The 22292-nt window shown below is 35.0% G+C and carries 26 protein-coding genes and 1 pseudogene; 4 read left to right on the top strand and 23 right to left on the bottom strand.

Annotation, left to right across the window (positions count from 1 at the left end; all coding sequences use genetic code 11):
• Positions 1-71 precede the first annotated feature (71 nt).
• Both MHH81_RS21220 and MHH81_RS21215 read right to left on the bottom strand, forming a co-directional pair.
• Positions 72-710, bottom strand: a complete 639-nt coding sequence (locus MHH81_RS21220) for a DUF6241 domain-containing protein (RefSeq protein ID WP_340925698.1) — start codon at positions 708-710, stop codon at positions 72-74.
• 403 nt (positions 711-1113) lie between these two features.
• Positions 1114-1371 (bottom strand): hypothetical protein, encoded by a 258-nt coding sequence (locus tag MHH81_RS21215; RefSeq protein WP_340925697.1) that lies wholly within the window; start codon positions 1369-1371, stop codon positions 1114-1116.
• 473 nt (positions 1372-1844) lie between these two features.
• Between MHH81_RS21215 and MHH81_RS21210 the strand changes: the two genes are divergently transcribed.
• Entirely contained in the window at positions 1845-2321 is a 477-nt protein-coding gene (locus MHH81_RS21210; RefSeq protein WP_340925695.1) for a hypothetical protein, read from the top strand.
• A 65-nt stretch (positions 2322-2386) separates the two neighbouring features.
• Here the strand turns inward: MHH81_RS21210 and MHH81_RS21430 are convergent.
• From MHH81_RS21430 to MHH81_RS21160, 10 genes and pseudogenes are all read right to left on the bottom strand, one after another.
• Positions 2387-2467, bottom strand: a pseudogene (locus MHH81_RS21430) (IS3 family transposase); the annotation flags it as partial.
• A 269-nt stretch (positions 2468-2736) separates the two neighbouring features.
• Entirely contained in the window at positions 2737-4980 is a 2244-nt protein-coding gene (locus MHH81_RS21200) for a glycoside hydrolase domain-containing protein (RefSeq protein ID WP_340925690.1), read from the bottom strand.
• A gap of 195 nt (positions 4981-5175) precedes the next feature.
• Positions 5176-5835, bottom strand: coding sequence for a BacL2 family protein (gene bacL2 / locus MHH81_RS21195; protein WP_340925688.1), 660 nt, complete (start codon positions 5833-5835; stop codon positions 5176-5178).
• An 85-nt stretch (positions 5836-5920) separates the two neighbouring features.
• Positions 5921-6151 (bottom strand): hypothetical protein, encoded by a 231-nt coding sequence (locus MHH81_RS21190; RefSeq protein ID WP_340925686.1) that lies wholly within the window; start codon positions 6149-6151, stop codon positions 5921-5923.
• Positions 6152-6682 carry an RNA polymerase sigma factor gene (locus MHH81_RS21185; protein WP_340925683.1) on the bottom strand — a complete coding sequence of 177 codons (531 nt, stop codon included), beginning with the start codon at positions 6680-6682 and terminating at the stop codon, positions 6152-6154. It lies immediately after the preceding gene.
• A gap of 110 nt (positions 6683-6792) precedes the next feature.
• Positions 6793-6960 carry a YvrJ family protein gene (locus MHH81_RS21180; RefSeq protein ID WP_340925682.1) on the bottom strand — a complete coding sequence of 56 codons (168 nt, stop codon included), beginning with the start codon at positions 6958-6960 and terminating at the stop codon, positions 6793-6795.
• Between the two features lie 262 nt (positions 6961-7222).
• Complete coding sequence (locus MHH81_RS21175; protein WP_340925679.1) at positions 7223-7660, bottom strand: DUF6241 domain-containing protein; 438 nt, start codon at positions 7658-7660, stop codon at positions 7223-7225.
• Positions 7661-7764: 104 nt separating this feature from the next.
• A complete protein-coding gene (locus tag MHH81_RS21170) occupies positions 7765-8121 on the bottom strand; it encodes a hypothetical protein (protein WP_340925678.1) in 357 nt (118 codons plus the stop codon).
• A gap of 468 nt (positions 8122-8589) precedes the next feature.
• Positions 8590-8892 (bottom strand): hypothetical protein, encoded by a 303-nt coding sequence (locus MHH81_RS21165; RefSeq protein WP_340925677.1) that lies wholly within the window; start codon positions 8890-8892, stop codon positions 8590-8592.
• Between the two features lie 18 nt (positions 8893-8910).
• Positions 8911-9168 carry a hypothetical protein gene (locus tag MHH81_RS21160; protein ID WP_340925676.1) on the bottom strand — a complete coding sequence of 86 codons (258 nt, stop codon included), beginning with the start codon at positions 9166-9168 and terminating at the stop codon, positions 8911-8913.
• Between the two features lie 205 nt (positions 9169-9373).
• Here MHH81_RS21160 and MHH81_RS21155 point away from each other — a divergent pair, with 205 nt between their 5' ends.
• Together MHH81_RS21155 and MHH81_RS21150 are read left to right on the top strand one after the other, a co-directional pair.
• On the top strand, positions 9374-9688 hold the full coding sequence (locus tag MHH81_RS21155) for a hypothetical protein (RefSeq protein WP_340925675.1): 315 nt from the start codon (positions 9374-9376) through the stop codon (positions 9686-9688).
• Positions 9689-9733: 45 nt separating this feature from the next.
• Positions 9734-10324 (top strand): N-acetylmuramoyl-L-alanine amidase family protein, encoded by a 591-nt coding sequence (locus MHH81_RS21150; protein ID WP_340925674.1) that lies wholly within the window; start codon positions 9734-9736, stop codon positions 10322-10324.
• 363 nt (positions 10325-10687) lie between these two features.
• Here MHH81_RS21150 and MHH81_RS21145 read toward each other — a convergent pair whose 3' ends face one another.
• Positions 10688-11275, bottom strand: coding sequence for a hypothetical protein (locus MHH81_RS21145; protein WP_340925673.1), 588 nt, complete (start codon positions 11273-11275; stop codon positions 10688-10690).
• A gap of 303 nt (positions 11276-11578) precedes the next feature.
• Between MHH81_RS21145 and MHH81_RS21140 the strand changes: the two genes are divergently transcribed.
• Positions 11579-11707: a hypothetical protein gene (locus tag MHH81_RS21140; RefSeq protein ID WP_340925672.1), complete on the top strand. Its 129-nt coding sequence runs from the start codon at positions 11579-11581 to the stop codon at positions 11705-11707.
• A 21-nt stretch (positions 11708-11728) separates the two neighbouring features.
• Here the strand turns inward: MHH81_RS21140 and MHH81_RS21135 are convergent, their stop codons facing one another.
• From MHH81_RS21135 to MHH81_RS21090, 10 genes are all read right to left on the bottom strand, one after another.
• Entirely contained in the window at positions 11729-11896 is a 168-nt protein-coding gene (locus tag MHH81_RS21135; protein ID WP_340925669.1) for a hypothetical protein, read from the bottom strand.
• A gap of 14 nt (positions 11897-11910) precedes the next feature.
• Complete coding sequence (locus MHH81_RS21130) at positions 11911-13026, bottom strand: hypothetical protein (RefSeq protein ID WP_340925667.1); 1116 nt, start codon at positions 13024-13026, stop codon at positions 11911-11913.
• A 333-nt stretch (positions 13027-13359) separates the two neighbouring features.
• Positions 13360-13578 (bottom strand): hypothetical protein, encoded by a 219-nt coding sequence (locus MHH81_RS21125; RefSeq protein ID WP_340925664.1) that lies wholly within the window; start codon positions 13576-13578, stop codon positions 13360-13362.
• Positions 13579-13762: 184 nt separating this feature from the next.
• On the bottom strand, positions 13763-15232 hold the full coding sequence (locus tag MHH81_RS21120; protein WP_340925660.1) for a DNA cytosine methyltransferase: 1470 nt from the start codon (positions 15230-15232) through the stop codon (positions 13763-13765).
• Between the two features lie 79 nt (positions 15233-15311).
• The gene (locus MHH81_RS21115) at positions 15312-15533 is read right to left on the bottom strand and encodes a hypothetical protein (RefSeq protein ID WP_340925657.1); all 222 of its coding nucleotides are present in this window, start codon (positions 15531-15533) and stop codon (positions 15312-15314) included.
• A gap of 49 nt (positions 15534-15582) precedes the next feature.
• Entirely contained in the window at positions 15583-16050 is a 468-nt protein-coding gene (locus tag MHH81_RS21110; protein ID WP_340925655.1) for a hypothetical protein, read from the bottom strand.
• A 30-nt stretch (positions 16051-16080) separates the two neighbouring features.
• On the bottom strand, positions 16081-16446 hold the full coding sequence (locus MHH81_RS21105) for a DUF4258 domain-containing protein (protein WP_340925652.1): 366 nt from the start codon (positions 16444-16446) through the stop codon (positions 16081-16083).
• Positions 16447-16697: 251 nt separating this feature from the next.
• Positions 16698-17747: a GGDEF domain-containing protein gene (locus MHH81_RS21100; protein ID WP_340925651.1), complete on the bottom strand. Its 1050-nt coding sequence runs from the start codon at positions 17745-17747 to the stop codon at positions 16698-16700.
• Positions 17748-17831: 84 nt separating this feature from the next.
• The gene (locus MHH81_RS21095; protein WP_340925650.1) at positions 17832-20975 is read right to left on the bottom strand and encodes a DUF5704 domain-containing protein; all 3144 of its coding nucleotides are present in this window, start codon (positions 20973-20975) and stop codon (positions 17832-17834) included.
• Complete coding sequence (locus tag MHH81_RS21090; RefSeq protein WP_340925649.1) at positions 20972-21988, bottom strand: S-layer homology domain-containing protein; 1017 nt, start codon at positions 21986-21988, stop codon at positions 20972-20974. Before MHH81_RS21090 ends, MHH81_RS21095 begins: the two co-directional genes overlap by 4 nt.
• Between the last annotated feature and the right edge of the window lie 304 nt (positions 21989-22292).

The raw sequence follows: 22292 nt of genomic DNA, 5'->3' as shown, positions 1-22292 counted from the left end.
TTAGTGGTTCATATCATTGCAAAACATTAACCCTAAAGATAACATCCACATCAAGCACAGAAAAGCAGAATTTAATTCTGCTTTTCTGTCGAACCAAAGACTTCATCTACCTCTTTAGCGAAAACTTGGAATATATAGTGTTTCTCTTGTTCTTCCGAAGCAATGCCTGTCGCTAACCCTTCAGGCAATTTCCCACCTTGAATAAACATTAAAATATTATGGTCATCGTCAACTGTTGAAAAATCACCTTTTTTCCAACGTTTTAATATATCTAGATACATTTCATGACGTGCATATTTATCATACTGTGCTTGACGTTCATATTTATCTTTGTTTTCTTCTACCATCTGTATTAAAATGTCGATTCTTTCTGGTGTAATCATAATAGAACCTTCTTTTGTCTCAGCGATAATCTTTTGGTGCGCCATCTCTTGAATCACTTCTTCTACTAGATTGCCAACGAAGGGTTCATCGCCACTTTCCCACTCATCAATCCTCTTGGAGTAAGTAGAATCCTCCCAACCCCTGCCACTCGTATCCACTATCGATACAAATTTTTCTTTTTCATCTTCTTTTAAATCGCTATTTAATTCAGTCTCGGAAACTTTAGAAGCTTCATTTTCATAGTTCTTCTCCATAACCAAATATGTAACACCTGTACTCACCAACGCTGTTAAAACAACTATGCCAAAAACATGAATCCATTTCATTTCTTTACCTCCTCGATTTATAATTATACCTAAAATTACCATACATCATTAACCGTGTAAATAACTGTAAAAAAAACCTCTATTCATTCTAGGTTTACATAACAACAATATCAGGCTGTAACAATAAAAGCTAACCCTTGTCGTACCGAATATAAAGGAGAACACTATTGCAAATTTTTTATCATTCGATTAAATCCATCCGATACTACGATTGGGACATTTTCATCGAAAATTAGAAATTTTTTATTCAACAAACCGTTAGTAATAGGTAAGCATTTGATATTATCTCCAGCTTTTCCCCTACTCCGTATGGAACGTGCCAGTTTCTGTTTCCAAGCATTCCGCGTTCCATCTAGCGATGGTATTATAATTATAAGTTCCAAGTTACTCTTGTTGATTTGGGTTATTTGATTATTTCTAGCTCACATTTTTCTCGATATTTATTGATTTTTTCTAACATCGATTCAGTGATGCCCAAAATTTTTATGAGTATATTCGCCTTAAATTTGTCAGTCATATGAATTAATTCATGTACCTCTTTTTGGAGGATACGTAATTGTTGAATTTGTCGCTTCCACCAAGATGCTTTGGTATATAATGGTGGCAGTACATGTTTTGCTTGTAGGAATATGCCCGTTATTTCCCATTTTCCTTTTTTCATACTGTACCTACTAATCCGATTATCCATATATATTATGACATCATGAGATCACTCGGGCATGAAAGGTTAGAAACTACGGAAATCTATTTAGAGAAAGTATTTGAGAAAGAAAGCCTTGCAATTCATCGCTGGAAACCTGAATTATTAGGTCATTATATTTAATAATAATAATAGTTTATATTTACTTTAAACCATTGTTGGTTTGAAATAAAGATTGTTCAAAACATAGCTTCAAATGCTGATTCTAAAAGAAAATCATAGCCCATATTTTTCATACCTGTATCAATCTTTTTATAATAAAGAATGATTTTTCGAAAATTTGAACGATTGGACACCATGTTTATTTCGAAACTTCCTTCTAAAACTGTAAATAAACAGCCGAGCAGTATTTTTAGTCTGTTCTTTAATTTGTACGTGAATCCCCGACTCTTGATATAATTAAATTAAAGAGATATTAAGATAGGAGAGATTTTTTGAATAAAAAATATAAGATTTTGATTATCTTATCAATCATTTTAGCAGTTTCATGGTTGGCTGTATCTTTTTTTAGCCAAGATAAAAAAGCTGCTGAAGAGATTGCAAATAAAGTCTTTTCTTATCCACTTCCTCCAAAAACAAAAGTGCTTGAACAAGGATTTGATTATGGAGTTAGCTACGGTGGAGGACCATGGGGTAGTGGGGGACAACCAACTGTAGTTGTCTACAAAAAGTTATATTCTGAACTTAGTGAAAAAGAAGTGTATGATTATTATAAAGAACAAGAAAGAGGTTTTGAAATTTACTTTGAAGGCGACGAAGAGATTAAAAAGACCTTTGATGGTAAGAGAACTTGGTATGAAGGAAAGACCCGTGAGAATCTACATACCAAAGATAATACCGGAGAACCGATAGAATTCATCATCCAGGTAAGAACAGAATTTACTTCTGCCTTCGGAGATTTGGCTAGATAGTAAATACCAAGAAGAAATGGTACTGACTTCGACTTCCCTTTTTAAGACAGGAATAAAATACCCTACTATGCAGCCAATTGACGGTATTGAACCGGCGATTGGCTGTTTAGTTTAGTTTGAATACGGATATTGTTATCATAAGTAATCTCCATTTCGATACCACCGCATTCATGTCTTCGGCTGCGTATAGTTTGAATACTCAATTCTTCCATTACTTCTTTTACCGGCACCTTAGCGAACTGCATTTCAATGGCCTTCAATTTCATTTCTACTGAATAACTGGCTCTTGTCTCCATAGAAAAAACACCTCCACATTGATGATTTAGGTATTGTATACCCGCTTCTCAACGAAAGGTGTTTTTATTTGTCTCATGTTTCTAGGTCAGTGCGAATAATCTTCCTGGCTTTTTTATGCTTAGTTATTTCTACTTAATGCATTATACTTTTCGAATACTTGATAAGTTCCATAGTTTCTTTCACCGTATTCCTTGGCTTTCTCATTAGTTCCATTGTATCGAGCAAGAACTCTCTTAATATCTTCTTCTCCGTAACTTAAATAGTCACTGCTAAGGTTAAGATCTGACTCAGCACCCCATAGTAGCACCAATGCTGCTACCGAAATATTATATGCATCGTCTTCTTTAAGATTTCTCCATACTTCCCATACATCTTTTAGATTATCTGGGTCATAGGTTTTACCCGTTCTCCATCCTTTATCTTTAGCAAAGTTTAGACCTTTAATAGCCGTTCTAGCGAAGATTTGGCACCATCCCGTACTTGAGTCATCATCCTCCACTAGAGGTGGAATTGGTCTCGGCGTGATGGCTTGTAGTTCAGGAGATAGAGCTTCCCATGCTTCCAAGTATTCATAATATTGATGGGTTGCGGAAACAAGCGCATCCCCGGCAATATCATCTGGACCTATCAAGGCCGACTCCCATGCTAGCACAGTTTGGATAAGAGCTTTTCTCATTTGATATTTATTACTTAGATCGGTAATCAGATCATCATAGTCAATGGCTCTTTGGACAGCAACTTCCCTTGGCCATAACACAACTGCTATTTGTCCTGCAGTCATAACCGAATGGATATAGTCGGCTGCCTCTGTTCGTAAATCCATTTCATATTCACTTTTTAAGTCAACATCTTGTTTAGAAGACGGTGTATCAATAGAACCGGCTCCAGGGTCCTTGCCCGAATTAATATTATTATCAATTTCGATTCTTCCATCACCAGAACCAATCCAAACAGTAGATATTTGGTCAAATGACCAGTTGCTTGGAAGTGGATACCCGAGATTTCCACTGAATCCAGTTGACATGCCACAAACAAAACTATGCTTGGCATAACCAGCTTCGGACACTTGAATACAAATATTCCTTGGACCATATACTCCAACTTCGTATTTTCCATAGAAATCAAGCGTTTCTTTGATTGCCTTAAAATGTGGAAGAATATTGTTTGTAATATCGCCTCCATAAGCATCAAAGTCTACCGCGAAATAAATAGTAACTCCTTTTTTAAATCCATGATCTTGTGCTGCTGCGTTAGCTGCTCTTGCATCTTTTTTGCCTTGATCAGGGTTGAAATATGATGCGACGTTTCCAATTGTTTGATAAATTGGAAAGGCGGTTAATCCAGCATCAAAAATGTTTTTCAGTTCCCCGGGTTGAATCTTTTTGTTTAGACCAGTTGCAGAAGCATTTGTTAAGTATCGGCCGACTGTCTTGTAACCAGCACTTTTAAGGGCTTGAGCTTTGGCAGGAGTAATCATTGTGATGCAATCGCATGCCGTTCCTTTTCTGTTTGGATCACCAGTACTGATTAATACAGATAACCAGGTTTGTTTTCCTGCAATACCGTCTGCTACTAATCCTACAAATCTCTGAAATTCAGCTACGACTGCTTTTACTCCATTTCCGTAGATTCCATCAAAAACTCCAGAATCATGGTTATTAACATACAGGGCATATTGAAATAATCTTACAAAGTTCCCTTTACTTCCGACCATTAAAGTCGGTAATCCTGCAGTGGTAGCAGGACCTATTGCTCCTGTTTGGTTAGCGGGAGGAATTCCTATTTCTGTTTGAAGACCGTAGATTAAAGCTTTATTCGTATTTCTTTGATAAATACCATCAGTAGGTTGGACTCCAGCTGTCTGATAGTAAAGGTAATTTAAATTCTGTTGAATCTCTCTTATTCTAGAATCTCCTCCAGGCACAAGAACAAAGGCATCCATAGTTAAAAATGCTTTAAAAATATAGTCATAAACCTTGCCATCCCTGACAGGTAACCAAGCATCGGTTTGTAATTTTAAAACAGCAGATTTGGTTCTTTCACCAAAACTTCCATCAAACCCTCCAGGATTGTAGCCTTTACAGAAACACGCCCCTTGAAGTATCTGAACAATATTCTTACCTTTGTCATTAGTGGGAACTGAACCAAGTTGCATTTCACCCCATTGTTTATAAGTAGAAGCTGTGAGTGGTCCAAAACTATCAGCAAGTGGCCTTACTCCTAATTCGATTTGAAGTGCTCGTGTTAAACCATACATTGTGGGCAATCCCGTCTTACCAGTCTCAGGAACTCCCTGCCACCCTTCCTCAAGTCGGTACTTGCTATTAAGCCATCTTTGTACTGTCAATACCATTTCATCCATTAATATCTCTCCTTTGAGATTAATTTTATAGAAACTAACGCTCTATTTTTAGAACGTACGTTCTTTTTTATCGTTCGAATTTTACATTTTTTAAAAATTTTATGCTTTTTTGAGTATTCAGTCTTATTAGTTTGTATTAATTCTGAAATATTTTGGGCAGGTTCTCTTCCTTATAAAGGATTTCTACAAACAATACTAGTACTGTTTCTCCCGAAATTTTAAAAATTTTCTGAATGATTCTTTGGAACGTTGTACCAATTTGCGAACTTTTGCATTATTTGAATCAGCTTCACCAGTTACAATTGCTAATGCATCACCTTCGTAACCTAGCATCATATATCGAATTATATTAGCATATCTTTCGTTCACTTTTGAGAATTCAGTTATTATTGTATTTTCTTCAATTTGATCTAGGAATTCGTCTTCTGCGGAAATAGCTTTCCAAAAAGAAATTTGTGCTAGTGTTGCTTTACCTTCAACAGAACCGCTTATTCTTTTATCCAATGAGTCTAATCTTGCAGATTCGTAAGAAATACCATTTTTGTCGCTTTCATTTCCTTTCGTTTTATATTGTCTCCAAGTGTGTTTTTCAGCAAATTCAAATCTACGCAGCACAATATTCTTAAAAGTAGAGCCTCCAACTTGAAATGATTCAACAGCCTCCCAAAGATATTGCATGAATCGTGATTCGAAGTCTTCCTTAGGGATTTCAAGTCCAAATTTTTTTGGTTTCATATACGCATTGTTTACACTCTTCCCAATATAACCATTCATTTCTTCGAAAATATTTGATAGAATTGTTTCTTTCTTAATCACCTCCTTTTCATTTGAGTATATAGATACCATTTCCTCCACATTACACCACAACCCTCTGTTAGTTTTATTTATAACAATTACCACCTTTTGAATTTTTAGCGAAAAACCACTCACACAAAAATAACTATACGATTTTGAGACTTTTTTTCCTTTCAGCTTCAACGAGTTCAAAAAACGAAGGTGCTTTTTGGAATGGTTTAGTTTGGATAGCCGTGATTATCATCAAAGAAATTTCTTGTTCCAAATCCAAACGATATTGCGAATTAGTCTGTTTTAAAACCGATTTAATTTTGGGCTGTAACATGTTCAAAATTTCTTGTTGAAATGCTTGATTTCTTAACTCTGACATTGGCATTCACACCACTCCTTTTTTGTAATCTTGCTTAATTTTTTTCAAAGTTTGATTTTTGGTTTTATTAATGGATTGTTTAGTAACGCCTAATCTTTGAGCGGCTTCAATTTCAGTCAATCCTTCAACGTAAAGCAAATGAAGGACGTCCTTTTGCCTGGGACTTAAATTTGAAACGATTTTGTAAAGATGCTTGTCCTCAAAAACAAGTTCTAGGTCAGTCGAAAACTCTAATTCATCAAAAGGTTGTTCCCCCTCAATTAAATCAAGAACTGTCCTCTCTCCATCATTTACATTTTTGTCTAAAATCAACTGATTGACGTTATTCATATGTCGAATTTTTTTATCGTATTTTTGAGATTCGAAATGTAATACCTTTGAAAAGTAACTTAATAACTGTACTTTTCGTACGTGAATTTGAAACAACTTTTCAATCATGTCTTTTTTGTAAGCAGAAGGTTGTTCTAAATAACTTAAGTAAATTTTGTTTATCTTTTCATCTGTTAAAAAAGTTTGTAATAATCGATTTTGAATCAAAAAACCAACTCCAATGCACTAAAATAGAAACGCTTGTTCTATTATAACCTAAAAAAAATAATGAATTGTATATTAGCTATTTTTAACTTAAAAACAATAAAATGTTAATTTTATTGTTTTTTCTGTTGGGTTTGCTTTTCTATTGCTTGAGAAAGAATTTGGATATTTTCAACCAATGTATCCAATTTTCGTTCGAACTGATGAAGTAAATAAATGGCTATAACAATAGGAAAACCAACATTGCTTATCAAATTAATTAAAACTGTGTAATCAGCCATACGAACACTCCTTTTTAAAAGCTATGTTATTTATAAAGGCCTTTTAAGTTGTCAAAAGTCAACCAATCATCAAAAAAAAGGCAACCTTCGCTGAAAGGCAGCCTAAAAATCTTTTATTTATATTTATCAAAAAAAATCGAGCAATGCTAAATGATTAACATCCGATTTATTAAATCTATCAGTAAGTGTTGACGTTCTTTGTTATCTGTAATAGTCATATTACATGAAGCTCAACCGCCATTTACCATCGAGTACAAAAAATTTAATTCTGTTTTTCTGTCGAACCAAAGACTTCATCTACCTCCTTAGAGAAAACTTGGAATATATAGTGTATCTCTTGTTCTTCTGTAGCGATACCTGTCGCTACACCACCAGTTTTCGACCCTTGAATACTCATCATAGAATTATGATCATTGTCAACTTTTGAAAAATCCCCCTTTTTCCAACGTTTTAATATATCTAAATATATTTCATAATGCTCATATTTGTCTTTATTTTCTTCTACCATCTGTATCAAAATGTCGATTCTTTCTGGTGTTATCATAATTGAACTTTCTTTTTCATCAGCAATAATCTTTTGGTGCGCCATTTGTTGAATCACTTCTTCCGCTAGATTGTCAACAAATGGTTCATTTCCACTTTTCCATTCATCAATCATCTTGGAATGAAAATTATTTTCCCAACCAAAGGTGTAATCCACTGTCGATACAAACTCTTTTTTTCATCTTCTTTTGAATAGTGAAAAACAAGGGTCTCCCGTATAATCGGGGGACCCTTGTTTTTTTGTTAGTACAACGATAAAGATTATCGTACGAACATATGAGAAGCTGATGAGATAAGTTTATCTGTGTAGGAACTGTTAGCATAAAATTCCGCAGTAACCAACATAACTTGCCCTGCGTATCCAATGTTGTTAAATATAAAATTCTTTTTCGTTGTTGAAGAGTCTGACCAGTAACCACCATTTTGAGTTGAAACGTCTAACCAAACCTCGTTAGCCCCCGCACGTTGCAACTTGAATTTAACGTATCCTACGAACGGCCACCTTTCTGTTGTTACACCTTCTAGCGACACATTAACGTTAGAACCGCTAACACTCACACAAGTGTGAATATCTGGAGTACTTGCACCTGTTTTAACATAACCACTTGAACATGCCATAATATAATTCCTCCTAAGTTATTAGTTGTTTAGATTTAGCTAACCTAACACTTAGTAAAGGGAAATTTCGATTCATTTGACAACCATTATTTAAAAATTTTATTCATTCTCATACATTTTTACTTTACAGGGAGCCAAGTGCTCCCCAAAATTCACAAGCAAAAAAATGAGACGGTGGCCAAACGATTTATCGTTTAAGAGCCGTCTATTTTTCCCCAAGAAAAGAGCAATCGAAAACGTGCTGGACAGATGGTCCAGAAGTCTATTCTACTTTTTCTGTACCTTCAATCATAATAGGGATAATTATAATTGCTATTTCAAGTTTCTTTAAAAACCAGAACAATTAGGTTGGGCTTCATTTCCCAATGTAGCTTTCAACAAACGGGTGCGATTATTGCATAAAGATTGGATTTTTAAACGACTCTATTGTTACATTCGTGGATTCTTATTTAGGGACTTTGCCAAAAACTAAACACCTTTATTATGGGGTATCAGTAGTTTGTGACGGCAAAAAAAAACGAAGGAAATTTCCCCTCGTTTACAATATATTTCGTTCAACTTTGTCGTAAATTCCGTAATAAAGGTTTCTTGCTGTTTCTCAAAGCCTTCATTTTGTATGTTAAAGGTGAAGTTGTAATTTATTTTATATGTAATAATTTGAAGTTCTTTAAAATCTTCAGTCAACTCCAATTTGTCAATCTCTTCTCCAAAGTAGTTAATATAATGAAGTGCTATATATGCAAGTTCTGATTCGGCATGCCCTTCTTCCACTTTCGATTTGAACTCCGATCACTCACTCCAATCTTTGATTATTTGTACCATATAGAGTTTCAAGTCTTTATATTCAGGAAAACGATATTGATAGACAGATAGATCAGGTTTTTCAATTCCATCTACCGTAAGTGGTTTTACTTCTCTAACATCCTTTGTCACGGCTATTTGCTTGTCTTTGAAAGCCTTACTTTCAGCATGCGTTTGTTCCGAATTCTTCAATTCATCCGATGTTTTTAATTCTATTTCCTTTCCACACCCCGTCAGTATTCCCACCGCGATGCGACCTTATTAAAGGGGAATAAGAGAATATTGAACGAAATAAGGCACACTTAGCGAGCATTTATTATTGTCACAAAATACATAAAACATTACACATGTATCAGTGTAAGTGGTGACCTATACGCTGATTTTAAATCTGTTTCAACTAGTTTACCATCAGGAATTTCTAATCTTTTTAAATAAAATAAGGGGGTGCAAAATGGAATTTGCAACAGAAATAGCAACATCACAAGTGGTTTGGGCAATTCTTTGTATTGTATTAGCAGCGGTAGTAATCCGGGAAATGCGAGTTGAAAATATAAAGAGAGAAAATAATTTAATTAATCTTTATGAAGAGTATCGTAAAGAATCAAAAATTCGCGAACAACAATTAATGGCTCACCTTGAGCGTAGCAATGAATCACAAGAACAAACCATAACAGTTTTGCAATCAATAAATTCTACTTTAGATGCGCTTGAAGTTCGAGTAGATGGTATCGAAAAAAAGTCTTTTAATAACTTGGAGGTAAATTAATCTGACAGAAATTAATAAGTAGTGAATGAAGCGGAGGATTGAATAATGAATAAAGCATCAGACTTTTTAATCGCTTTAGACGATGGGCACGGTATGAATACAGGAGGAAAGCGAACACCTATTATTCCAGAATTAGGTAAATATATACCAGAAAATGAATTTAATAAAGCAGTTGTCTCTTTCATGGACAGGTATTTGCGTGAAATTGGATTTCGAACTCTTTTAGTTGCTCCAACGGATTCAGATACATCGTTAAAGGCGCGAACAGATTTAGCAAATTCTAAGAAGGCTGATGTGTACTTATCTATACATTACGATGCAGTAAGCGATATTTGGGGAAAAGTAGAAGGTCATTCTATTTTTGTTTATCCAGGCCATTTAAACGAAAAATCTGGCAAACTTGGAGAATGTATTGCAGAATTTTTGAAACAAGGAACTGCCCAAAAGTGGCGTGGAATTAAAGAGCATAATTTTCATGTTTTACGAGAAACTAACATGCCAGCCATCTTGAGCGAAAATGGATTTATGAACAACCCCAGGGAAGCTCGATTGATGATAGAACCTGTATTTCAAAAAGAAGTGGCGATTGAACATGTAAAAGGAGTATGTAAGTATCTTGGAGTTGCTTTTGTATAAAATTTTAACGATTTGTATCCGATAAAAAAAAGATGAAACAACGAACTAATAGAATGGTATTCTAGGACAATTCATTTCTATGCTAAAGCAAGCGATCTTCTCTGTTATGAGTTGATTGCTTTTTTTATATGATTGCCAATATTAGATAAATGAAAAGCACCTTAAAAACCAAACATTAGAATGGTGGAAGGGCATGACAATCATGTGATGCCCCTTTATAGTAGTATTTTTGTTTGGATTGGAGAGCCAGCTTGGGTGCTTTTGGAGTAGCAGATGGTTGGCGATGATGGATTGATTCGATCGCTCATGCGAAAGTGAATGATGTGCTTTCGCATGGATGGTCGTTTACATACACTGCTTTCATTAAACTATTGAATTAGTTTTAATTAAATGGATATCCGTTTGTATAAATAACATTTCGTATATAATGGCTGCGAAAACTTCAATAGTTAATTCATCGATGTTTCCAAAATCCTCTAGAGTGTCATCCGTACTGATTCTTTCCTCTAAAGTATCATAAATATACTTGTAACATAATTGTTTAAACTCTTTATCTAATACGAGCTTTTCAACTTGTTGACGATTTAGTTCTCGTTCTATAGAAGAATTTGTTAATTTAAACTCGTAAAATGCTGCATTAACAATACCTTGTATTCGGTTGTCGCTGAGCCTGTCAGTTTTATTACGAAGTGATGAAAATATAATGTAAACAATTGTATAAATGTCTTTACGTTGCTCCAATTGATCCATCAATATTTTAGTATTTGTTTTATTACTGTTTTTATGGAGTAAGGCAGACAGCTCTCCTTCTATTGCTGTATTGTTTGCAAATTTTTTCAAATAATCTATTATAGTTTGTTCGTCAAGATTTTTTAGTTTGCTGCGTAATTTTTGGGGGGTGATTTCACTGACATTTAAAGCTTCTTTTAACCGTTCTGGTCTTTTTTTCATTTAAACGCCTCCTGTAATTTAAAATCGTAGCATTGTATTTATTGATATATACTACTTGTTTCTTATGTAAATAATAACATTGTTGTAGTTATCTTACTAAACCCCATTGTGTTCTTTATTTATTACTTAGCCATTAAATTATCCATAAGCGCCGCTTTCCTTTTTGTCTTACTTGTAAGACTCTTTTGCCCTACCTTAAACCCTAATTATTCATATATTAAATAAAACTTCTAATGCATGATTAAAAATTAAAAACTTTAGAAACAATTGGGTTAATTAGGTAACTAAACAGGAGGCATTATAATGAAAAAGGAGAAAAAACTCCCTACAGTTCGCGAGGTAATTGAAAGAAACAAGAAAAAAAGAGAAAAGGAAATGAAAAAAATCTACAAAGAGGTCGATGATTTTAAAAAGAAAATTAGAGAAATATAAAAAAAAGGAGCTCTAGGCTCCTTATGCTCTAACTAATTCTCTTAGTTTTTCTTTATATTCGGCTACTTCAGATTTCATATCTTCCATATCTTTTTCTCTCTCTTGTCTTTTCACTTCAATATAAGCTTTCAGTGAACTGTCTCCAGAGCTGATTACAATATCCGCTTTATTTTTATCTGTGATATTCAATTGGAACGCCTCCTTCAAACTGTTTGTTCATTTAGTATTCTACATTGAGCAGCTAATAAGACTAGTAAGTTAATAGTTATTAAAGTTTCTGGACTTTCATCTGCGTCAAGTATACCATTACCCAATAATAGTTGCATAGTAAGTTCATCATCTGGTTTAGGATAATAAGAGATTATCCACTGTTTATCAATCTTCGGTAAGACAATTTGATAAGTGATAGACTCTTCATCTTTGAAGATTGGTTCCTCAGCAAAATAACATTTCACATATGGTTCGTTTTGGTACCTCTGATCCCCCAAATCAAAACTACTAGGAAATGTCTTTCTAGGGTAAAGCTGAGTAACTAGATTGAATTTGTCATACTGAACTTCATAAACACAAAAATGAGCATCTAAAATATACAAATGTTCGGGATTAAAAGTACCCTCTGCAATATGGTACATATTTTCACCTAGTTTAATTACAATATCGTTTAAAAACGTTATTGTATTTCCATATTGAGTCAGTGACTCCTCACGTTTTTCTAACAATGCTTGAAGTCTGTTTACCATGGCATCTGATAGTTTTGTTATTTCGTTAATAGAATCTTCCTTTGAATTCCTCTGTATATACTGTTGGATTGCTTCTATTTTAAATGTTTCTCCAAGAAAAGGTTCCACAATATCATATTCATTCGGTCTAAATCTTCTATAAGCATCTATATGGAATAAATCTTTATTCTTCCAATTTGGCATTTGCAAAAACGTAAGAATTATACATAACAAATACCACACTCCTAATATAGATAAACCCAATTGCAACCATGTTATATTTTCTGATATCTCTATAAGTTTATTCTCCCACTGCACTAGTCCTGGAAATTGACTAAATGCAATAGCAATTAGTGCGCCTAAACTAGTTACTCCACTAGATACCATTATTGATTTGGAAGCCTTTATCCCACTTTTCCCTAAAGTAAACAAACCTATCAGTTGTTTTAATGGGTAAAATATAAACAAAGGTAGCCACATCTTTTCAAATCCATTTTTATTTTTGTTTATCTTATAATTAGAGTTAATAGACTCAATCATAGGATCTAAACGTTTTAGATTAATAAGATCTTTATCTATTTGATTATTTATATAAATCACTCCTTCTCAAAAAGTAATTCTAGATAACTAGAACATTCCCTTTAATTTTGCTATGAAAATTTCCATAAATCCCATTTTTATTATACCAATTAAAATGTGTCTGTCTTTAAATAGGAAAGGAACCTACCAATTAATTAAGATGGCAGATTCCTTCATATCTTACGCTAGGAGCTGCTGCTCCATAGTTAGCGTTTTATTCTTCACTTCAATTTAAGTGACTGGTTAGAACCATTACTCCTGGACATAGGTGTAATAAAAAGCTTTTTAGGTCCCTATGATTCTACTGTAGTCGAAGCATATCCTGTTTTGATATTTTGGACCACAATTTCAAACTTACAAATCGTCAAGATAGACATAAGCAATTTCTTTATCCTCATTGTATGTTTTTAGAAACTTTTCTATTAATAACATATTTTTTATTGAAAGGTAGTTGTCACAATCGCAAACTTCCGCTGGTATACCATGAACAGTTACCTTCTTATCATTTGCTGTACGAAATGTTTTCGATATAAACTGAACTTCTTTCAACTTCTCACAGGTCGGACATTTCATGTAATTCTCCTCCATACTATACTATAAATAAGTAATATCTATATTATATAGCATGTTACGATACCTTAATAAAAGTGAACATAGAAAAACAGTATTGTTGCTATTGATACTGTTTGATTCTGTGTTTAATTACTTTTTTGATAGGTGTTAGAGCAATTGAAATGTATCTGTTTTCATACGAATGTTATATTGGCCACTGTTGCTGCATCGATGCCAGATTAGACTTAAATACAAAGTCGTCTTTTAAACCGAATAATCGTGCACATTCTCTGATAGATAAGATACGATTTTCACTAGGATGTGTTAACAAGATTTTTCGTGGATTAACGACTGTTATGGATGGTTTATCCCATGCAAGTCTTTTATATACAGAGCTATGTGTATCCCCCTTCAACATACTTTTCGTCTGAAGGTGAGTCGGTATGCTTTTCCAATTGCCACCTTCAGGTACAAATTTCATTCGCTCTACTGTACTTGACTTTGGTTTGCTAAAATCCATTTGATTAGGAATGCCATTGTGGAGTCCTTGAAATGCTGAACGAACAGTAGTGTATTCAGACTTTTTATGGGTTGGTTTAGGTAATTCTATCTTCCCTATTTTAGAACCGATAAAAAAAGCACGCTCGCGATCCTGGGCTTCCCCGAAATCGGCAGCAGACAACGTACCAGATGTAATCTCAAAGTCGTTTAAGGCTTCATAAACCTCTTCTTTAAATCTGCCGTTTCCACAACTTAAAATTTGGGGTACATTTTCTAATACAAAAATCGCACAATTAGGATTCGCCTTCACAGATTCAATATATTGTTTAACCAATAGGTTGTTAGGGTTATCGAGATACTTATTATGCCTATTTGATTCAGAAAATCCTTGGCATGGTGAACCTGATATCATAACAGGTGAACCAACTTGACCGAATTTTGATTTATCAAAAGTTGTGATATCTGCTAATTCAATATGGTTCGAGTGATTCTCTTTATATGTCTCTACAGCATCTTTGTCTTTTTCAAGAGCAAATGCCACGTCAAACCCCTCTTCTACAAACCCCATATCCATAATTCCTGCTCCACTAAATACACTAATCACTTGGAGCGGAATCTTTATATGTTGCAATGCTCTTTCTATCGTTTTAACTGTTGAAGAAGTGAAACTATTATCTTCTCCAATTACATCAAAGATAGAGAGTTGTTCCAGTATTGGACTACTTCCAACTGCTTGAGCTAAATCCTCGATAGACATTCGGACTTCGCATTTTTTACGTACATCTAAGATGGATGAAATATCAACAAGATTCGACTTTTTACTAAATAAGCTTGTCCATTTCTTTGAGGCCTTCTGCAGCACAGAAGATTCTTCATAACCAGAAACGAGAATTTGATTTTCTAAGATCTCCACTTGTAAATAATCTGCATCTTTAAATACTTTGAGTGCTTCATGATTGCGAATATCAATTACAGGCTTCATACCTGTTTTCGTTTTTCGTTTAGAAACGGTATTCAGACTATTTGTATCTGAAGGTAAAATCACCATCTGTTTATTTTTATTATCAATTACATATTTTATAGGCGTACCCGGTTGAAAAGCAGTTTGTTTCAACTCAGAATCCTGTAGATATAATCCTCTTTTTGAGTTTTTCGCTTTGCGTGATTTTATCATAATAAATTTCCTCCTTTAAAATGAAACAAGGAATCTGCTCCACACGCTTATTGAACGTGGGGGTAGATTCCTTGATTGTTTACTTCGCTTGGAGTAATTGCTCCATAGATAGCGTTTTATACCGACTTTCAATTTCTTTATAAGATATATAATGAATTGTCGATGTATGTTTATTTTCCCTAGCATATAAATCGGTCATGAGAGCAGCTCGGAAACTCATAGTTTCTTTCCCGTCTCTGACTTCACTTGGAATGTCGTGAATCACGATTTTACGATGATGACTTTTGATTGTACGGTACATGGAATAAACTCCTCACAACTTTTTTATATAGACCTGTGATATTATCTCCTCATAGCTGAAACTCCCTTTGTGTAAAGTAGTCTAAATCAATGGATAGGGGCTCTTCCTTATCAGGAGGATACACATGCACTCGAATGGATTGTTTAGTTGAATCCCACTCAATCGCCGCTCCACCATTCCCATCTATTTCTACTTTCACACCTGGATATTCCACATCATCACAACGAGAAACGGTCATTAGTCCTGCTGGTGTATACATACGAAATTCAGAATTCAAGACCTTTGATAAGGTTTGAGCAATATCTTCATTCCCTTGTTGTACCACAATTTGGGTGCGCTGTTCTCTCATGTCTAAATACGTCATTCTATACGGGAGAAAACACCACTTAACTGAATCACCCAATGGCAACCGTGTGTGTTGTTTTTGCTCTTCTACAAATGCCGATGCCAGTGAAATATCTAATACCCATCCTTGTTCTTTGCTCCAAAATCCGTTTTTTGATGTAATATAATGCATTTTCATCATTCTCCTTAAAAAAGTTTTGTTTTACGATACTCTTGCTTCATATTGTCCCTTAGAAAGTACATAAACCGTTGTAAGTACGTCTACTGTTATGGAGTCCTTATTATTTGAAATAGCCACTCCTACATTAATTAAACGTCCTTTTTCATCGGTTCCTACGACATTACGTATCATTTGAGGATTGCGATAATTAGGATATTTCCCTACATCGAATCCTTCCATAATGTTCCCCGTTAAGATTACTCTCGCTAAATCTGCAACTGAAATATCTCGTTCAGCCATTTGTTCGAGAATATGATATCCTAACACGTTTCCTTCGTTAATACATGCTCGTATTACATCCATTTCTTCTGCCCAATACACTTCCATATGCCTTGCATTTTTCCGCATACGCTGTCTCTCCTTTCTTTAGTGTTTTCTTATTTTTGACAACAAAAAAAACGCCTACAGAGGGAGCAATGATACTTAAAAAAGTACATTATTCACCCTATAGGCGTTTCGTATATTCATTGAAAAGACAAGCTTCCCGCGTGGGTAGCTCTAGTAAAAAATCAAAAATAAGTACTTTGATTATACCAATGTCTTTAGTTTTTGGCTATACAGTTCTTTTTAAATGGGAGTGGTGTTCTCTTACTTTCATATTATTTATCCTCCCCTGTAACCACTCTGTTTTTACCACTATTTTTAGCAACATACATGCGTTTATCTGCTTCCTTAATGATCAGTTCTGCATCATCTGAACCATCTGCTACCCCTACACTCACCGTAACCCCTGCTAATTTTTCTACTTGTTGGCGAAAACGTTCTGCAAGTTTAGGAGCTTCTCCTGTTAAAACAATTGCGACCATCTCTTCTCCTCCGAAACGACATGCATATCCATTACGACCAATCACTTCTTTGAGTATTTTTGCAACATCTTTTAAAACAATATCTCCTGCATCATGTCCTTTTGTATCGTTAAGTTGTTTGAAATTGTCTATGTCAGCAAATATTACTGATATGGCTTGTTTCTTGAGCAATTGAGCAGACTTCTTATACAGAAAACCTCGATTAAATAAACCAGTTAATGCATCGGTCAGAGAATTAATACTAGCCGCTTTCGTCATAATCAATACACGATCAAAGAATCGGATAATCTCATATCCCATTAAGACCACTAGCATACTACTAAAAAGAAAACGTCCTCCGTTGAATGGCAGCCATTGTCCAATCAAGATAAATAAACCAGTTCCTACAAATAAAATTCCTTGTAAAAGCTCATGTTCGTATCGTTCCTTTGTTTGGTACAGTAAATACAACCCATAACCAATAATAGAAAACGCTACAACTGTTCCTGCTAAAATTTCACCAAATAAGATAGAGATGCTAATTAAAATTAGTAGTATACCGAACGGCCAGTGCTCAATGATACTTTTCGTGGAGGTAAACATCATTCTGGCTCCAATTCCGAACATGACAACAATCGTTGCTATATGATAAGGATTACTCCAAAAGTATAGTCTTTCTCCAGTAGCCGCTTGATAAGGAGTAAATGCAAGAATGATAAGGACTAATATTACACCACCATAAATTACATCTTTCACCCGTCTGGTTTTACTGTATAAGTAAAAAGATATTATCGATAGCAACATAAATAAAATCGGCAAAAATAGTAAAGGAAGTGCGGTTACATCTATCGTAATAATATTCATTTTCATAATTTCCTTTCTATGTAGATAAAAGAAAACCCCTTGCATGGATATTCTGTATGCAAGAGGCTCTTCTATTCTAAAATTTTAATGCGTTACCGCGGGAGAAAAATCGTCTAAGCTTGATTGGTCTCCGTGATAGAAAATCACATCGCCATCGATTAATGGGAATGTATAGCCATATGGATCTGTGAAGCTATACTTAAAGCCTTCTCGTTGCCACTGATTCGTTAATTCCGCATTAATATATTGCAAGTGAGGTTTCGATAAATCCCCATTTTGAATGGATTCAATATCGAAATTGACAATTAAATACCCATCACGCAAGAAAATCGGGTGTGACTTATTCAGTCTATTGGTTAGACCGTATCCAGCAATATCTTTTCCTTCATCAACTACATAGACTTCTGCAGGTAAACTATACTCTCCGTACCATTGTTGCTCCGAAGAAATAGCATCTGCTTGTGGAATCATTGCAGAAGTTGGTACAGTATTTGCTAATGGTCCGATAAACGTGCGAAGTTTCCAGTGGAGAATTTGATCCCCATATGTTCCTGTCGCATGTTCTTTTTTCGAATAATCTCGCTCAAAGTTACGAATGAATGTGCTAATAAATTGTTGATTCTTCTCTGTTGTGTATCCATAATTATCTGCATGACGATAGTAATAATCAGCTGTATTATTCAACTGTGCTTTTGGAACATTTCGTAATGGCTCATTTAGTGTCACCATACGATATTCTTTATCCTTGGGCGAACCGATTTTCACAAAATAGTTGGCATCATTATGATAATACACATCCACTTTACGACGGTTTTTACCATCTTTGTCAACGAAATAGAAGGTTGGAGTAATATGAACACCATCATTCTGATTACGCATATCACCTTTGGTTTTCATATCAAACTTGAATTGATAGCCTGTTTTGACTGCTACGTTTTTATATCCTTCGGGATGACTTCCTTGTCGTATTGGAAGTACGAAAGGATCTTGATTTCCACGTAAAAGCCCATCAATGCTATTTTTTCCTGTCCAATAATAGTTACCTGTATGTTCAATTAATCCTTTGGTAGTTCGGAATACCGATTCCCAATTGTAATCTAATACATCTGTAACACGAAAATCATATAATCTACCAACTACATCGACCTCTATCGTATCCGTTACAACATGAGCTGCTGATTGAGAGCCCGCAGGAGAAATATTGAATGCCCCATTAGGAATGGTCGTATTCGCTTCTTCTTGTAAACCAAAATTAGATACTGGTGCATTGATTGCAAAAGCACGGAATAGTGTTGTATATTCCCCTTCTGGAACCCATACAGGTAAGAAGAATTGCACTTGCTCTTGATTCACCGGTACATTTATCCATGTGTTTGCAGGAAAGAATGTGGACTTGTCGCTAGTGTATACATCGAAAGGGAATAAAACTTGTTTACTTCGAGTATATTTTGCATAGTCTTTCATCCCATAACCTGGAATCGAACGATGTTGACCAACAGTTGGTAAATCAACGGTAAATGGTCTGTCTAAGATAAAAGCATGTCGATCCGTATTTGGATTAGCAGGTGTAGAACGATTAGGAGCATCTGTACGTTGGTCATGCGCTTTATCATCACTTGCTTTTGAGTAAATCACGACTGGCGTATGAACAGTTACATCATTCACTGAAAAAGGAAAGGTTTTCGTTCCACCACTACCATTTAAATTAATTACTTCTCCATAATCAACACTTCCACTACTAGGAGAGCGATAGTAATTTGTTTTTAGAGGGTCAATCAATAGACCACCTTGCTGTGTAGATACCATACTAGGTGGAGGAACTTCACTAGGTTGTGGTCCATCTACTGGTGTCAATGAATCACTCATAATGGAACTTCCTTTAAAACTCGCTTGGTCATTCTTTACATTTGCATCCCCAATTGCGCTATCTGCTTCTGATTCTGCAGCTGATTCATCAATGTCTGGAGCGTCTGGTTTATCTGCTCCGCCAGTTATTGTTTCACCTGGAAGAGTGATCTCACTACAATCTGATGGGAATACATGCTGGTCAACTGATGATACATGTGAACCACTTGCCGATACATTTGTATTTGCAGGCACTGTTACAGACTGCCCAGGCAATGCATAGTTGTCAAATGTTGCGGAATCCCATTGGTGTACTGTGTACGTATCTATTTCCCAATAGCTCCATGGTCGTTTAACCGTAACAGTAGCTTCTTTTGTCTCTGTTTCGGATTTGGGTGTTTTTGTAATTTGCTCTTTTCCGTCAGGTCCAATAGTTTTGGTTTCTTCTTCCCACTCCAATGTAAACTCTTGTGTTACAGGAACGCTATACTCCACCTCTCCCTTTTTCTGTATAAATTGTTGATGGACTAAATATTCTTGACTTTGCGCATCAACTTGCAAATATTCAGAAGAGGGAATACCCTGTACAACATCAAATTCTCCACTGTCTGATGATATAGAACCACTAGGAGATGCTGTTGTAACAATTCGAGAAACCGTTCCACCAGTTCCACCTTCGTTAATTGTATAAGAGCAACTACCTCCTCCACCTGGTCCTGGATCTATAGGTGGCCCACCAACTGTAAATGTAGCTCCCAAATAAACATCATCGTTTTGATAAAAATAAGCATAATGTGGAACTCCTTTTACAGGAGGACCACAGTGAGCGCTATTTGCATTTGGGTCTGTTGCTTTATAATTAACGCCTTGGTATGTAGAATCATTTCTATGCTCTGTTCTCTCAATATCCAATAAAATATTATTACTTTTCATATATGACAAAAGAGAATCTCCAAGCCCTGGGTAAGCAGCTTCGAGAGCATTTTTAATTCTATTTTCCATTCCAGTAACGCTAAAAACATCATTTCTATCTTGATGTCCAGAATTTTTATTTTCCTTTTCCACCCAAGGATTTCTCTCGACACCATTATCAAATATTTTATTTCCGTATTTATCGTAAGCGTAAGCATAGTCGCATTCTAATATATAAGCTGACCATCCTGTGCGTTGGCTGAAGGCGCCTTGTTTATCCATTAAGTCTCTGATTTGAGCTATAGTAAGTGGCTCGGAGCCTATATCTATCAAGGCTACATCTGTAATTTTATATGTCCCTGGAGGAATGGTGGCAGCTAAAACTATATTTGCAGCTGTTATAAATGTTTGAGAAGAAAATATTAATAAAGAAATTAAAAATACTTTAAATATTTTAGACGATTTAATCATTTAAGATGATTTTCTCCCATAAGCGCTATATTGCCATTATATCCAAAAATAAAGAAATATTTTTTACCATTTTCCCCTACAAAATAAACTGTTTTTCCTGTCTTAGCTGATTCATCTATATATTCCGACATTTTCTGAGGTGATGTACCTGTAATCTCTTCAAAATTTTTGATATTATTTTTAAATCTTTCGGCAGTTTCTATACCTACTTTTGCCCCATATCCTCCCCTAGGAATCATAGCCTTATGTTTGTCATACTCTGCAGTTTGAATGTCTAGAACTTCTCGTAAAGTTTTTCCCTTGTATTGATTTGGGAGAGGGACCTTGTTAAATCCATATTTCCCAATATAAGAATTTTCATATAGTGTAAAAAGATCTATATCATTAACTACACCTTCTTCAGTTAAGTTCATAGATCTGAACATAAATACAGCGTAGTGGGCGCGAGTTAAAGATTCGTTTTCTCTAAACGTGCCATCTTCAAAACCTGTTGTGATTTTTGCAGTAGCTAATGCTGCCACATATGGACTATATTTGCCCGAAACATCTTTTAAGCCGTGTGAGCCTTTTGTATCCAGTTCATAAGCAGTTGCAAGGATTTTCGCCATATCACCACGAGTCAATGGTGCGTTAGGGTTAATGTTGCCTTTTGAATCAAGTTCCAGTAAGCCCGCTTCCATTAGCTTTTTAATATCGCCATAATAAGCGTTTGACGTAGATAAATCTTTTGGTTGCTTAAACGTGTTCGTTGTCGGTAAATTTTTCACTGCTCGGGTGATTAATACCGCCGCATGTTTACGTGAAATTGTTTCACTCGGATGGAAAGTCCCATCTTCGTAGCCACTAATAATCTCTTGATCTCTCATTTTGTGAATGATGTCGTAATAGACGTTTTGAGCGGATACGTCTTTGAATGGATTATATACGAATGCTTCCGTTTGCATTGGTGCGACCATAGCTGGAATCGCTACTGCTGATGCTAATGTTGCTAAGAATAGTTTGTTTGTTTTCATAAATATTTCCTCCTATATAGAAACGATTTTTCGTTTCAAATCTTTTCTTACCTTAATTGTAGCAAATAGGAAATATTTGCACAAAAAAGCATTGGTACTTCTAAATTAAAGGAAAAGTATTTTAGAAGTTTGTAATCCCTCCTTAATAAACAAAAAAACACCTCACTAAAATACCAGACAGGTATTCAAGTGAGGTGCTTCCTCTATTTGAAAGTATTAAATTTCTCCTTATATCTTAGCCAAGAGTATACAAAAAGTCAATAGCACGGAACTGTATAACACCTTTTTAGTAGTTAAAATCAAA

This window comes from Psychrobacillus sp. FSL H8-0484 (assembly GCF_038005325.1).
Taxonomy (GTDB): domain Bacteria; phylum Bacillota; class Bacilli; order Bacillales_A; family Planococcaceae; genus Psychrobacillus.
The sequence above is the reverse complement of the archived record's forward strand: the minus strand, read 5'-3'. Positions and strand labels throughout refer to the sequence as shown.